A 13,259-nucleotide genomic window follows, 5' to 3' on the forward strand; every position below is an offset into this window, starting at 1 on the left:
TGGACATCGGGCCGCGCGCCGTACGCGATGACCGCCGCGCGGTACCCCCGCGCATGCGCCGGGGTGTACTTCCAGCGCGGATGCGCGGTGGGCCTGCCCGGCGGCGGACTCGTCGCCCGCGTCGACCACCGCTGACGCGCGACACCGGCCCGGCACGTGGCGAGTACGAGCCGGGCCGGGCCGCGACGCGGCGTTCGAGCGGGCCTCGCGGTGCACCGCTCGGTCGCGGTCCTGACGGCCTCAAGGGCGTCCTCGCGAGACGCCCGTCATCACTCCCGCGACGAGCAGGGCGGCCGACGCCACCGACGAGGAACCGACGCGCATCAGCCGACCCGCCCCGGAACCTGCTTGGCGGCGTCGACGACCGCGCGCTGGGTGATCGCGCTGGTGAACGTGACGGTGCCGACCTTGAACGGGCTGCCCGCCACCTTCTTGACCACCACGTTCCGCTCGCCGAGGAACTTCAGGGTCTTCTTGTCGAAGATCCACTCGGTGCGCTCACCCGCGGTGTCGTCCTGCCGCGCGATCGCCACACCGTGACGGCCCACCGCGTCGACCGCGTCGTCCACCGCCACCACCCCGGGGATCCTGGCCGCGGCCTTGTAGAGGGCGGCGGCGAGACCGGCCGGCGGGTAGCTCTCGGACAGCAGATCACCGATGGCGACGAAGGCGGCCTGGTCGCGGGGGACTTCGTGGTCCCGGACGGCGTCGGAGTCCCGGTAGATCCGCCGCAACAGCAGGGCGGGGTCGGTGGGCAGTTCGGCCAGGGCGTCGTAGGCCGAGTCGAGCGGGGTGTCGCTGGACAGCGTCATGCCCTTGTCGCTCGTCTCGCCCGGCTCGATCAGCCAGCCCTGCTTGCCGTCGGGGGAGTTCCAGACCTGGCGGGAGTGCAGCCCCCGGCTGACCACGGTGGTCTTGTCGTCGATGGTGCGGGGGTAGGTGCTGTCCACCTTCGAGGCGATGTAGACGAACTGGCCGGCGTGCGGCGTCGGTTCGGAGACGTCGGCGGCGGCCAGGGAGATGCGGTCGAGCATTTTGGGGGCGCCCTCGGCGTCGACGGCGCCAACCCGGGTGGTCAGCGCGGGACCGGTGGCCAGAGCGGTTTTGCCGCCGCCCCCGTCGCCGCCGGACAGGGCGACGCCGGCCACGACCGCGCCGGCGAGGCCGAAGGCCGCGGCGGGCAGCAGGACCGCACGGCGCAGGAACGGGTTGCGGTGCCGCAGGGCGACGGCCGGCCTGCTGTCGGTGCGGGTGGTGCGGAGGTCCTGGTGGATCTGGGTCATCATCTGCTCCTTGTGGAACCGGTGACGGCCCGCCGGCAGGTCCCGCGCGACGGAGGGCAGGAGGTCCTGGGTCTCCGTCCACTCGGCCGGGTGCGGCTGGGAGGGGCTGGCCTTCATTGGTTTCCTTCCTGTGCGGACCGGATCACGTATCCGCGATCACCTGTCATCTGCCGTCTCGCGGTGGTGAGTTCCCGTTCTCGTCCAGGCAGTTCCGCGCTCTTCCTCTTGAGCAGTTCCGCGCTCTTCCTCCTGAGCAGTTCCGCGTCGGCGAGCTTGCGGAGCTTGCCGCGGGCACGGGAGAGCCGGGAGCGGACGGTGCCGACGGGGATGCCGAGGGCCCGAGCGGCCTCCGCGTACTCCATGCCCTCCCACAGACAGAGCGTCAGGACCTCGCGTTCGGGGCGTCCGAGCAGGCTGAGCGCGGTGAGCGTGGCGGCGATCCGACGCCGGTCGTCGAGCCGTCCCGCGGTCTCCTCGGCGTGGTCCTCGACCCGTTCTCCGGCGGCGCCCGCCGCTGCCGTCGCCTCGGCCGCGTTCCGGTAGCGCCGGTTGCCGCGGTACTGGGAGCGGGCGACGTTGGTCGCGATGCCCAGCAACCACGGTCGCAGCGAGCCTCCTTCGGTCTCGATCGACGCTCGGCGCCGCCACGCCTCCATGAACGTCGTCGACATGACGTCCTCGGCCGCGGACCAGTCGGCGGTCAGCCGGAAGGCGTGGTTGTACACCGCGCGGGCGTATGCGTCGAAGAGTTCCGCGAAGGCGTCCGGATCTCCCGTCCGCACTCGGGTTCGCATATCTGTGGTCACGTCCTGAACTGCCTGTGCGCGCGGGCGAGTTCCCGTGCCCTGCGTCACACCGGTCCGGGCGTCGCCTCCGTCGGCCAGGTGAGATCCGACGTGGGAGCGGTCCTGACTTCTCGCTGCCGCCCCTTCCGTGACCGGCGCCTGCCGGGTCGGCCTCGGGCCGGTCCCGTCAGATCCGTTCGCTGGTCCCGGTGTGGTGGCCGCCGGCCAGGACGCGGGCGAGACAGGGGTTCACGGCGGGGCGGCCGGGCAGGCCGAGCGATCCGTGGGCCGCCGCCAGGGTCATCGCGTACGAGTCCACGGCGCGCCGCACGTTGGGGGCGTCCAGGCCCGCGCCGGTGACCAGGCGGTCGAGGTCGACGTAGGCGGAGCGGACGATCTCGATCCAGCGGTAGACGCGCCAGTCCCGCTCCCAGTCGGCGGTGTACTCGGCGGGCAGCAGGCGTTCCCAGCGCCGGAACATCCGGTCGCGGATCTCCGGTCTGGTCGGCGTCAGATGCATGTGGCGGACCAGGTCGTAGAGCGGGTCGCCGACCACCGCCATCTCCCAGTCGATGATGGTCAGGGCGCGGGAGTCGTCCCTGCGGACCAGGTTCCACGGGTTGAGGTCGCCGTGCAGCAGGGCGGGGTGGCGCCGGCTCACCTTGTGGCGGCCGAGAATCTGTTGCAGGCGTCCGCCGTCGGGGAGATCGAGAACACGGGCCAGTTGGCGGGATTTTCTGGGCAACTCGTCGACCAGTCGGACCAGTTGCCGGGTCAGCCAGGAGTGGAAGTCGCCTTCTCCGGCGGCGGGGTCGACCTCCAGGGCGTTCACACCGGTCAGCGCCCGGAGTTGGTCGACGAGCCGGTCCGCCTCGTGCGGCAGCAGCCCGTGCACGGGGTGGTCGGGCGGCCGGCCGATGTCGTCCGGCCCGACGTAGGTGTGGATGGCGAAGGTCTCGCCCCGGTACCCCTGGCCGAGGGCGAGGATCCGCGGGGCGGCGACCTCGACGCCCGACTCCTCGATGGCCCGCAGCACGGCGTGTTCGCTCAGGAAGCCCTGCTCGCGCCGAGGCACGTCGGCCACCTTGCGCCGTACGACGACCGGTGTGGGGTAACCGGCCACGGTGACAACGGAGTTGAGGTGCGCGGTGCCCTTGAAGACCCGGCCGGCCGGTGCGGCTCCCTCCGCCAGAAGGGCGTCGCGGACCGCCTCGGCGGTGAAGTCGTCGCGGGCCGGGACCCGTTTGTCGCGTCGCCATTCGATGCCGCGGCCGGCGGGGGCGCGGGCCGGACGGGGCCCCGGGCGGGAGGCGTGCCAGCGGAAGAGGATCCGCTCGATCTCCGCCGGGCCGGGCACGCAGCGCAGCCGGAGCGGGTCCTGGGCCGCGGCGAGTGCCCGCCGGACCGACTCCGTGGCCTCGTCGAGGCCCTTCTGGCCGGAGCCGTCCTGGAGGGAGCGCGCGGCGCGCATCACGTCCGGGTAGACGGACTGCGCCCGTTCGAAGGCGACGTAGTGCCGCAGGTCCTTGGCCAGCCCGTTCACGGCCGCCGGCCGGACGCGCAGCATCGCCTCCGCCCACGCGTCGACCACCTCGGCCCACTGGTTTTCGGGGTAGCGCATGCGGACCAGATGGGTGGCGAGATCGTGCAGCGGGTCGCCGTAGCCGGCCAGCTCCCAGTCCACGCAGACCAGCGGCGGCACTCCGCCGTGGGGCATGATCACGTTGTCGCGGTGCAGATCCGTGTGGAGCAGGCTGTACGGCCGGCGGGCCATGACGGGGACCCGTTCGGCGAGTCGGGCCAGGGCGTCCTCGGGGATGCCCAGGGCCGCGAACAGGCCACCGAATTCAGGTTGGTTGGGCTGCCGGATCTGACGGTCGGCGAGCCGTACCAGTGTCCGCAGGAAGCCCTTGCTGTCGGTGTGGTTGCCGGGCCAGTGCGAGGGCAGCGGCGGCAGCGCGCCGCGGCGCACCTGGGCCAGGCCGGCGAGCACTCCGGCCAGCGCCTTCAGCAGCGGGGCGTCGACGGGTCCGTCGTCTCCGCAGACGCTGGAGAGCGGCACCCCTTCGACATGGCTGTGGAGGGCGAACCCGTTCCCCTCGTACAGGCACCGCGGCGCGTGCGGCAGTACGTCCCGCACGCCGTCGAGGACGCGCGCCTCGTCCTGCCAGGTCCTGATCACCACGGGCAGGGCGTCCGGCCGCCGGACACGCACGGTCACCGGCTCGCCGGGCGGGCGGCCCAGCAGGCGGGCGAGTCCGGGGGTGAGCGGCAGCACGTGGTTCTGGTGGTGGTGTCCGCCGCTCGCCCGGCCCTGCCGCTCGGCGCTCCTCCTGAAGGCCTCGCCGGTCGCGGTCAGTACGTCACCGGCGACGCCTTGCCCGGGGCGGAGGCGGGGAAGGGGAGGTGCGCCCACTGGCCGCTCCGGGGATTCGCGCGAGAGATGCCGCTGAGGGGGACTGGTGGACTGGTGGACTACGAGGCAACGCTAAGAGCCACTGAACTCTCCGCAACTGGAGCTACGGCCGAGTGGACCCGGGGAGTGGTGTGCCACTCGCGGGCGCGGGCTGGTTCGAGGATGGCGTGTTTCGTCGTTGCGTACGGACGGACACGCGCGATCACTCACGCGGTGCGGGCACTGTAGCGCAGAGACCCGGCCGCTCCGAACGCAGCGTCCGGAGCCGTGGTCTCCTCGCCCGCTGTCCGGCACCGGCGGGCGCGGGAGTCCCGGGAGAGTCCGCGGAAGGCGTCCCGGCCTGCGAACACATCTGGCTGGTCAGCGCCGGCCTGACCGCCTGACACAGCCGGCGCGGGGGTGCGGGAGGGGGCGCGTCGTGGGTCGGCCGCAGGCACGGCTAACCGCGCAGGACGCTCAGGAGTGGTTCGAGCGAGCCGACGACGTCCTGCGCTCCGGCCTCCCGCAGGAGCTTCGCCTTCCGTTCGTTACGCGCGTAGCCGAGGAACGGGACGCCGGCCAGGCGGGCGGCTTCGAGGTCCGAGGGAGCGTCGCCGATCATCAGGGCGGCGGCGGGGGCGGCGCCCAGCGCGCTCAACGCCCGGTTGAGGCAGTGCGGGTCCGGCTTGAGGCGCTGGAGGTCCTGCGTACGGCCGTAGACGTGCGGGGCGAAGCAGCCGATGAGGTCGCGGCCGGTGAGGTAGGTGCGGACCACCACGGGCGAGTTGTTGGTGGCGATCGAGTGCCGGGCGCCGACCGCGCTCCAGGTGCGGATCAGCGGGTCGGCGTAGGCGGTGGGCATCGCCGATCCGGCGGCGAGCATCTCCTGTTTGGTGAGGCGTTCCTCCAGCTCGGCCACGAGGTCGCTGCCGGGGTGTCTGCGGTCCACGGCGCGCAGCACGATGTGCGGGTCGAGCGACTCCCGTTCCGTCTCCGTCAACAGGCCGTGCAGACCGCGCCCTTCGAGCCAGTCGGCGAGGTCGCCGGCCACCCGTTCCGCGGAGTGTCCGGCGAAGAGACGGCAGATCGGGCCGTCGAAGTCCCAGAGCACGAAACGGGCGCGTTCGATCAGTTCGTGAAGCCTTCGCGTGTCGTACTCGGTCTCGGCTGCCACCGGTTCGGTCTGCGTCGTGTCAGAGGTCACTAGGAGAGTGTCAGGTCCGTCGTGATGGTTTCCCAGAGGGCGTCGAACCACTTCTGGGATTGCTCCAGGAACGCGGCGTCACGCTGACCGGCGCGTCCCTCGAAGGAGAAGAGGAGGGACTTGGAGCCGAGCGCGTCGTACATGTCCAGGGTCTGGCTGCGGTACTCCTCCTCGCGCCGGGTGAGCATGTAGTAACCCAGCAGTGCCTCCTCGCCGTTGAGGAGGTAGAGCTTCACCGGCGGGGTGAACGGCAGGGCGCGGAAGGTGACGTCGACCTCGATGCCGTGGGTGGCCCGCAGGGCGAGCAGGTTGTGCTGGAGGACCTGGCCCTGGGCGTTGCGCATCGCCAGCCAGCGCTGGTGGATCGGGTCGTCGTCGACGGAGCCGTCGACCAGGACCGGGAAGGCCAGTTCGATGTCGCGGGACGGCAGCAGGACGCGGACCTCGATCCGCTCGGGGCGGACCCGGCCCTGGTGGATCTGACGGAGGGGTTCGCCCAGGGCGAGGATGAGGGTCTCGGCCGTCAGACAGGCCGCGTCGATCCGCACGTGCCGGGCCGAGAACGCGGCGGCCAGCCGGGGAGCGAGGCCGACCATCGTCGGCTGCGGTTCGCCCCGTGCGGGGGACGGCCTTGCGACCCGGGGCGGGCTTCCCTTGCTGACGTGGGTGAGCAGGCCGTCGTCCTGGAGGATGCGCAGCGCCTGGCGGACGGCTCCGCGCTCCACCGCGAACTCCTCCGCGAGATGGGCCTGGGTGGGCAGCCGCTCCCCCGGCCTCAGCTCTCCGGCCCGGATGCGTTCCCGCAGGATGTCGGCGATCTCCTGCGGCGAGAGCCTTCTGCTGCCGTTCACTGCCACGTTCTCCTGGGTCACGACCAGACGGTACAACTCTGCCCCAGCTGGAGGGAGTTGTTCGGAACCTGTTTATGACGGGCTACCAAGTGGGGACAACTTAAGTGTAGTTGGTTGCCAACTTCGACAAGTTGGCGGAAGTTCTGCTTCCTCTCCGCCCTCAGCCTCCTCACTGCCCGAAGGGGGTACCACCGTGCCCGTCACCACCCTCCTCTCCGCCGTCTTGTCCATCGGCTTCGAGCAGCTCGTCCAGTGGAAGTACGGCGCCACCGGCGTCGTCGGCCTGCTGCTGCTCAGCGTCGGGACCAAGGCCAAGAGCCCGGCGGTCAGCTCCGCCGGGGCCGTCCTGCTCGCCCTGCTGCTCACCGGACCGGCCCTGTGACCGCACGGCCGGCCCGCACCACCCCCGTGGGAGACCTCAGCTCGTGAGCGTCAGCTCCGAACTGATCGTCTCCCACAGCGCGTTGAACCACAGCATCGACTGCTCCACGAACGTGGTGTCGCGCGGACCGGCGCCCTGCTGGAAGGCGAACAGCATCGACCGGGTGCCCTCCGCGTCGTATGTCTCCACCTGCTCCTGGCCGATCTCCGTCTCCCGGCGGGTGAGGGTGTAGTAGGCGAACAGCGCCTCCGCCCCGTTGAGCAGGTAGAGCTTGACCGGGGGCGTGAACGGCAGCGCGCGGAAGGAGACGCGCACGTCGATACCGTGCGTGGCGCGCAGCGCCAGCAGGTTGTGGCGGAGCACCTGCCCCTGGGCGTTGCGCTGGGTCAGCCAGCGCTGTTGCAGCCGGCCGTCGGGCGAGGCGTCCACCGGTGCCGGGAAGGCCAGGTCGATGTCGCGCGACGGCAGCAGCACCCGGACGTCGACCTTGGCCGGTTTCAGCCGCCCCGCGTGGATCTGCCGCAGCGGCTCGCCGATGGCCAGCGTGAGCGAGACCGAGGTGAGGCAGAGGGCCTCGATCTCGACGTGCGGGGCCGCGAACGCGGTCGCGACGCGCGGGGCGAGGCCCACCATCGTGGGCTGCGGCGGCGCTCCGGGGCCGGTCAGGGCGGGTACCGGGGCGGCGGCGACGGTCGCCGGGCTGCCCTTGGAGACGTTGGCGAGCAGGCCGTCGTCCTGGAGGAGGCGCAGCGCCTGGCGGACGGCTCCGCGCTCCACGCCGAACTCGTCGGCCAGCTTCGCCTGGGTGGGCATGCGCTGGCCGGGCCGCAGCAGACCGGACCTGATCCGGGTGCGGAGTTCGTCGGCCACCTCGTGGTGGGACCGCTGTGGCCGTGGTGACCTGTTCCGTCCAGTGACGGTGGCGTGTTCCGGGTCCACAGTCGCACACTACAACTTCCCGCCATCTTTGGGCAGTTCAGAGGAAGGTGGTTATGAGCCGCTTCCAAGTGGCATTAACTACAGAGAAGTTGGTGACCAACTTCTGAGACATGGCACACTTTTTCGAAGGTTGGCCATCGCACCGCGACCGAACGGGTTCTCTTCCGGAGGGGAGCCGAGGGCCCGGCCGGTCGTCGCACCGCGCAACCACAACTGAACAGCTACGGATGAGTCCACCAACCAGTCAACCAACAACGGAACAGGGAGAGTTCAGAAACTGTCCGGGCACCATGGTCGCCCGGACGTACGCAGCAGGGCGTCGGCCACTCGGGCGGCGCCCGCTCGTTCTTCCCGCACCCGGTCCAGCGCCGCGAGCCGCACCGCGGACTCGCCGCCCAGCCACAGCGACGCCAACTCCGCTACATCCAGCGTGAGTTCGGCGCTCTCCGTGGTCGCTGCGCAGGTCGCGCCGGCCGGCGACGCGTCCAGCCGATAGCGCCCGCCGGCCGGCCCCGTCCCGTCGGTCACCTCCAGCACGAGCGAGCCCTCGCCCTCGTAGGACCGTGCCTCCAGGGCCCGTACGACATCCAGGATCCGGACCCAGAGCCAGTCCGCCTGGGTGACGATCCTCGCCGCGCGCGGGTCCGGCAGGAAGTAGGGCAGCAGATCGTCCGGCGAGCGCGGGCCCGACCGCACCTTGGTGATCCAGTCGATCGAGCAGAGGTAGCGCCACAGGGCGCGCTCGGCCGCCGGCGTCGTGCCGATCAGTCCCTTCACGGTGGCCGTGTCGAGCGGCTGCTTGGCGTCGTTCCAGACGTCGTCGCAGACGTAGGCGGCCAGGCCCTCGATCTCGCCGCCCGGCGCCCGGTACACCGCGTAGAAGGGCTCCGTCCAGGAGGCGCGGTCCAGCAGTACGGCCCCGGTGTTCACCTGCCACCAGCGCTCGTCCCGGCTGACCGCGCCCGGCCGGCTCCGCCGCAGCCGTTCGAAGAGTTCGGGGCCGAGCTTGCGTACGTCCTCGGCGTCCACCAGGTCGATCCGGGCGCCGTCCGTCGTGACCGGGTCGCGGGGGTCCAGGCCGGCGCGCGGGACGTCGATCTCCCATTCGGTCGTCCAGGTCGCCGGGCCGAAGCCGAACCGGCCGTAGATCCGGTACTCGGCGGCGATCAGCGTGGCGACGACGTCCCCGCGCTCCTTCGCGGCGGCGAGGTCCAGGGCCATCATGCGGGTGAGGAGGCCCTGCCGGCGGTGGGTGGCGGTGACGGTGACGTTGGTGATGGCGTCGGCGGGGACGGGGGTGCCGCCCACCGCCGTGAGCTCCTGCGGGAACGATCGGAGCGTCGCCACGCACCGTCCCGCGTCGAAGGCGCCCAGGGTGCGGGACGGGACGAGGTACGAGCCGCGGTCGGCGATCTCCGCCCCGCTGACGTGCGGGGTGCGCAGGAACCCGGTGTTCAGGGCCCGGATCCAGTCGGGTATCTCGGATTCGGTGACGGGGCGGACGGCGATCTCGGGGCGGCGGGTCATGGGATCACGGTAGGTCGGCGGGGAGCGGGTGTCGCGGAGATTTTCCCCGCCCGTCCCCGCCCCACGGCCCCGTTCCTGCCGGTCCCGCGCCCGGCCCGGCCCCGGTGTCCCCCGGCGCCCTCAGAACACCGCGCGGATCTCCCCCACCTCGTCGCCCCCGCCCAGCACCGGCGCCCGGCCCACCCGTTCCACCACCGGCGCGTCCACGCCGAGCAGGGTCAACGCGCGGGCCAGGACCGGGCCCAGGGCGCGGGCCGAGCCGTCCTGCACCTTGAAGGCGAGGGCGCGGCCGTCGGGGAGGGCGAGGGCCTGGACGGCCTCCGCGCCCATCTTGGAGAGGGTGCCGGGCAGGTCGCGCATCAGCCAGGTGTCGGGGCGGCGGGTGCCCGCGACATGGCCGGGGTGGGCGCGCATGGCGTCGGCGACCCGGCGTTCGGGGCTGCCGGGGGCGGCGCGGACGAAGAAGCGGTAGGCGCGGGCCAGGCCGGTCAGGCTGATCGCCGCCAGGGGTGCGCCGCAGCCGTCCGTGCCCACCGCGGCCACCGGCTCGCCCGCCGCCTCCTCCACACCGCTGTGGATGAGCCGCTGGAGCGGATGGCCGGGGTCGAGATAGGAGTCCAGCGGCCACTCCCGCAGCGCGCACACGGCGAGCATCGCGGTGTGCTTGCCGGAGCAGTTCATGACCACCCGGTCGCGGACCCCGCCCGCCGCCAGGTAGGTCTCCGCCTCCACCGGATCGAGGGGCAGGTCCGGCGGGCACCGCAACTGCCCTGCGGACAGGCCGTGTTCGTCGAGCATCGTACGGACCAGAGCGAGGTGAAACGGTTCGCCGGAGTGGCTCGCGGCCGCCAGCGCCAGCCGCTCCCCCGCGAGGTCGAGGCCCGCCCGCAGTACGCCCGCCGCCTGCATGGGCTTGTTGGCGGAGCGCGGGAAGACCGGTGCGGTGACATCGCCGAGCGCCAGCTCCACCGAACCGTCCGCGGCCAGCAGCACCAGGCTCCCCCGGTGCCGCCCCTCCACGAAACCGGACCGCACCACCTCGGCCAGCACCGGGGGCGCGCTGTCGGGAATCTCGGCCGTCCTGTGCACCGCGTACCTCACCGTGTCGTCGTCACATCAGCAGGTCGTCGACCTGCGCCTCACCCTCACGGTACCTGCGGGCGATCTCCGCGCCGCACCCGTCGGCGGTGTGCTGGAGCAGCTGGCGGCGCCGGGACGCCGTCTGCTCGTAGCGGACCAGCCGGCCCATCGCGCTCCTCAGCTCCAGGTCCGTCCGGGCGCCCAGGTCCGACAGCTCGACCTCGGCGAGCATCTCGGCCGCCAGCAGCCGGTACTCCTCGCCGCGCGGGGTGCCCAGGGTCACATGCCGGGCCGAGGAACGCTGCCGGGCGGGTGCGTCGGTGAGGATCTCGGAGAGCCGGTCGACGACCGACCGCTCGGCGGGTTCGAGCAGCGCCGCGTGTCCGCGCCGCGCCAGCTCGGCCCCCAGGATGTCGATACGGCCCTGGAGCAGCCGTCGTACGTAACTCAGGTCGGCCTCGTCGCGCTGGGCGTCCCGGCGCAGGGTGCGCAGCTCCGGCAGGCGCAGCACGGTCAGGTCGGGCTCGGACCGGTCGACGGCCGGCAGCGGGCTGTCGGTGCGCTGCCCGGGCGGCCGGCGAGCGCGGTGGCCGCCCTCGCGGACCGTCGGGACAGGCCCGGGGGACCGCCCGGTACTCGGTGAACTCATGTGCCTCTACCGTCCCATCGACCCGCGTGTGGGAAGCATCGTGCCACCCCGTGTGGCCGCTATGTGACCGAGTGCCCCCGAACGGCCCCGGATGGGGGGTTAGGGAAGATAAATGCACTCCCCGGGTCCCCTCGTCGGCCGCTTTCCCGGCGCAGGGCATGATGTCCCCATGCGTGCGGTGGTGCAGAGGGTGGACGGCGCGAGCGTCGTCGTGGACGGCGAGACGGTCGGGGCGATCGACGGCGAGGGGCTCTGTGTCCTGGTCGGCGTCACCCACGCCGACACCAAGGAGAAGGCGGCCCAACTGGCCCGCAAACTCTGGTCACTTCGCATGCTTCAGGACGAGAAGTCGTGCAGCGACATCGACGCCCCGCTGCTGGTCGTCAGCCAGTTCACGCTCTACGGAGACGCCCGCAAGGGCCGCCGGCCCACCTGGAACGCGGCGGCCCCCGGCGAGGTCGCCGAGCCCCTCGTCGAGGAGGTGGTCGCGGTGCTGCGCTCGCTGGGCGCGACGGTGGCGACGGGCCGCTTCGGCGCCGCGATGCGCGTCTCGCTCACGAACGACGGCCCGTTCACGGTGCTGGTCGAGATCTAGGCCCCCGCGACAGGCTCCCGCGCACCGGCCCCCACATCCCCGCCCCCGCGCTCCCCGCACCGACCCACGGCCCCAAATCCCCACGGCCGTACGGTTATTACAGCTCTACGGCTCTACGGCTCTACGGCTACGGCTCTACGACGACTTCCTGGGCCGCCGCCGTGGTGTCGGCGAGCAGCCGCGCATCCAGCGGAACGTTCCGCTTCACCAGGGCGAGGGCGATCGGGCCCAGCTCGTGGTGGCGTACGGAGGTCGTGATGAAGCCGAGCGCGCGGCCGTCGGCGCCCTCGTCGGCGAGGCGGAGCACCGTGCCGTGGCCGGGCAGGAAGACCTCGCTGCCGTCCAGGTGGAGGAAGACGAGCCGGCGCGGGGGCTTGCCGAGGTTCTGCACCCGGGCGACCGTCTCCTGCCCGCGGTAGCACCCCTTCTGGAGGTGCACCGCCGACTCGATCCAGCCCAGCTCGTGCGGGATGGTCCGGTGGTCGGTCTCGAAGCCGAGCCGCGGCCGGTGCTGCTCCACCCGGAGCGCCTCGTACGCCAGGATCCCGGCCGGCGGACCGGCCTTCTCCGCGTACGCCTCCAGCTCCGAGCGCGGCAGGAAGAGGTCACGGCCGTACGCCGTCTCGCGTACGACGACGCCCTCGGGGAGCTCCGCGATGGAGCCGGCCGGGAGGTGGACGACCGCGAACTCGCTTGTGCGGTCGGTCACTTCGACGCGGTAGAAGAACTTCATCGACTCCAGGTACGCGATCAGCGCGTCCTGGGTGCCGGGTTCGACGTGCGCCCAGACCGTCTCGCCGTCGTCGACGAGGTACAGGGCGTGCTCGATGTGTCCGTGCGCGGAGAGTACGAGCGCCTCGGTGGCCAGGCCCACGGGCAGCTCGCTGACGTGCTGGGTGAGCAGCAGGTGCAGCCAGCTCAGCCGGTCCGGGCCGGTGACGGCGACCACACCGCGGTGGGCGAGGTCCACGAAACCGGTGCCGTCGGCGAGGGCACGCTGCTCGCGGAACAGGTCCCCGTAGTGGGCGGCGACACCTTCGTCCACGCCTTCGCCGGATACGGCGCCGGGCAGGGACAGCAGAGGGCTCTTCATACCCGTAAGCCTACGACTCGGTAGGTGCGGACTCCGCGGTCGATCTCCCGCGGACGCACTCCCGGCAGCTGCCGAAGATCGCGAAGTGCTTCATGTCCGTCTCGAACCCGAAGGTGTCCCGTAGTTTGGCCCGGAACTCGGCGGCCACCTCGACATCGGCCTCGATGACGTTCGTGCAGTCACGGCAGACGAGGTGGATGTGGTGGTGCCGGTCGGCGAGGTGGTACGTCGGCGCACCGTGCCCCAGGTGCGCGTGGCTGACCAGCTTCAGCTCCTCCAACAGCTCCAGGGTCCGGTAGACGGTGGAGATGTTGACCCCCGACGCCGTCTTCCGCACTTCCACGAGGATGTCGTCGGGGGTCGCGTGTTCGAGGGTGTCCACGGCTTCGAGCACGAGTTGCCGCTGCGGGGTCAGCCGGTAACCGCGCTGCCGCAGATCGCTCTTCCAGTCGGTGCTCACCACACCCCAGAGTCTA

The 13,259-nt window shown here is 72.0% G+C and carries 13 protein-coding genes; 2 read left to right on the forward strand and 11 right to left on the reverse strand.

Annotation, left to right across the window (positions count from 1 at the left end):
* Positions 1-323: 323 nt before the first annotated feature.
* The 5 genes from ABZT12_RS19675 to ABZT12_RS19695 form a co-directional block, all read right to left on the reverse strand.
* Positions 324-1,400 (reverse strand): CU044_5270 family protein, encoded by a 1,077-nt coding sequence (locus tag ABZT12_RS19675; protein WP_356385704.1) that lies wholly within the window; start codon positions 1,398-1,400, stop codon positions 324-326.
* Positions 1,397-2,077 carry an RNA polymerase sigma factor gene (locus ABZT12_RS19680; protein WP_356385707.1) on the reverse strand — a complete coding sequence of 227 codons (681 nt, stop codon included), beginning with the start codon at positions 2,075-2,077 and terminating at the stop codon, positions 1,397-1,399. The genes ABZT12_RS19675 and ABZT12_RS19680 overlap by 4 nt, the downstream gene beginning before the upstream one ends.
* 178 nt (positions 2,078-2,255) lie before the next feature.
* Positions 2,256-4,484 carry an aminoglycoside phosphotransferase family protein gene (locus ABZT12_RS19685; RefSeq protein ID WP_356385710.1) on the reverse strand — a complete coding sequence of 743 codons (2,229 nt, stop codon included), beginning with the start codon at positions 4,482-4,484 and terminating at the stop codon, positions 2,256-2,258.
* A gap of 439 nt (positions 4,485-4,923) precedes the next feature.
* Complete coding sequence (locus tag ABZT12_RS19690; protein ID WP_356385712.1) at positions 4,924-5,718, reverse strand: HAD family hydrolase; 795 nt, start codon at positions 5,716-5,718, stop codon at positions 4,924-4,926.
* Positions 5,667-6,545, reverse strand: coding sequence for a winged helix-turn-helix domain-containing protein (locus tag ABZT12_RS19695; RefSeq protein WP_356385910.1), 879 nt, complete (start codon positions 6,543-6,545; stop codon positions 5,667-5,669). The genes ABZT12_RS19690 and ABZT12_RS19695 overlap by 52 nt, the downstream gene beginning before the upstream one ends.
* Positions 6,546-6,711: 166 nt before the next feature.
* Here ABZT12_RS19695 and ABZT12_RS19700 point away from each other — a divergent pair, with 166 nt between their 5' ends.
* Positions 6,712-6,900 (forward strand): hypothetical protein, encoded by a 189-nt coding sequence (locus ABZT12_RS19700; RefSeq protein ID WP_356385715.1) that lies wholly within the window; start codon positions 6,712-6,714, stop codon positions 6,898-6,900.
* 36 nt (positions 6,901-6,936) lie between these two features.
* Here ABZT12_RS19700 and ABZT12_RS19705 read toward each other — a convergent pair whose 3' ends face one another.
* The 4 genes from ABZT12_RS19705 to ABZT12_RS19720 form a co-directional block, all read right to left on the reverse strand.
* Complete coding sequence (locus ABZT12_RS19705) at positions 6,937-7,839, reverse strand: winged helix-turn-helix domain-containing protein (RefSeq protein ID WP_356385718.1); 903 nt, start codon at positions 7,837-7,839, stop codon at positions 6,937-6,939.
* 270 nt (positions 7,840-8,109) lie between these two features.
* Positions 8,110-9,366, reverse strand: a complete 1,257-nt coding sequence (locus tag ABZT12_RS19710; RefSeq protein ID WP_356385721.1) for a GNAT family N-acetyltransferase — start codon at positions 9,364-9,366, stop codon at positions 8,110-8,112.
* Between the two features lie 120 nt (positions 9,367-9,486).
* Positions 9,487-10,455 carry an asparaginase gene (locus ABZT12_RS19715; RefSeq protein WP_356385723.1) on the reverse strand — a complete coding sequence of 323 codons (969 nt, stop codon included), beginning with the start codon at positions 10,453-10,455 and terminating at the stop codon, positions 9,487-9,489.
* Positions 10,456-10,477: 22 nt separating this feature from the next.
* The gene (locus ABZT12_RS19720; protein ID WP_356385726.1) at positions 10,478-11,095 is read right to left on the reverse strand and encodes a hypothetical protein; all 618 of its coding nucleotides are present in this window, start codon (positions 11,093-11,095) and stop codon (positions 10,478-10,480) included.
* A 169-nt stretch (positions 11,096-11,264) separates the two neighbouring features.
* Between ABZT12_RS19720 and dtd the strand changes: the two genes are divergently transcribed.
* The gene (dtd, locus tag ABZT12_RS19725; RefSeq protein ID WP_356385729.1) at positions 11,265-11,690 is read left to right on the forward strand and encodes a D-aminoacyl-tRNA deacylase; all 426 of its coding nucleotides are present in this window, start codon (positions 11,265-11,267) and stop codon (positions 11,688-11,690) included.
* A gap of 127 nt (positions 11,691-11,817) precedes the next feature.
* On the opposite strand, the gene ABZT12_RS19730 is transcribed toward dtd, so the two are convergent.
* The gene (locus tag ABZT12_RS19730) at positions 11,818-12,783 is read right to left on the reverse strand and encodes a folate-binding protein (RefSeq protein ID WP_356385732.1); all 966 of its coding nucleotides are present in this window, start codon (positions 12,781-12,783) and stop codon (positions 11,818-11,820) included.
* A 10-nt stretch (positions 12,784-12,793) separates the two neighbouring features.
* Positions 12,794-13,246: a transcriptional repressor gene (locus tag ABZT12_RS19735; protein ID WP_356385735.1), complete on the reverse strand. Its 453-nt coding sequence runs from the start codon at positions 13,244-13,246 to the stop codon at positions 12,794-12,796.
* Positions 13,247-13,259 lie beyond the last annotated feature (13 nt).

Source organism: Streptomyces sp. NPDC005423 (assembly GCF_040606415.1).
Classification (GTDB): Bacteria; Actinomycetota; Actinomycetes; order Streptomycetales; family Streptomycetaceae; genus Streptomyces.

Excerpts from the sequence above, each read along its gene's own strand:
- ABZT12_RS19675 (WP_356385704.1), bottom strand. The coding sequence starts at position 1,400 with ATGAAGGCCAGCCCCTCCCAGCCGCACCCGGCCGAGTGGACGGAGACC.
- ABZT12_RS19680 (WP_356385707.1), bottom strand. The coding sequence starts at position 2,077 with ATGCGAACCCGAGTGCGGACGGGAGATCCGGACGCCTTCGCGGAACTC.
- ABZT12_RS19710 (WP_356385721.1), bottom strand. The coding sequence starts at position 9,366 with ATGACCCGCCGCCCCGAGATCGCCGTCCGCCCCGTCACCGAATCCGAG.
- ABZT12_RS19720 (WP_356385726.1), bottom strand. The coding sequence starts at position 11,095 with ATGAGTTCACCGAGTACCGGGCGGTCCCCCGGGCCTGTCCCGACGGTC.
- dtd (WP_356385729.1), top strand. The coding sequence starts at position 11,265 with ATGCGTGCGGTGGTGCAGAGGGTGGACGGCGCGAGCGTCGTCGTGGAC.
- ABZT12_RS19730 (WP_356385732.1), bottom strand. The coding sequence starts at position 12,783 with ATGAAGAGCCCTCTGCTGTCCCTGCCCGGCGCCGTATCCGGCGAAGGC.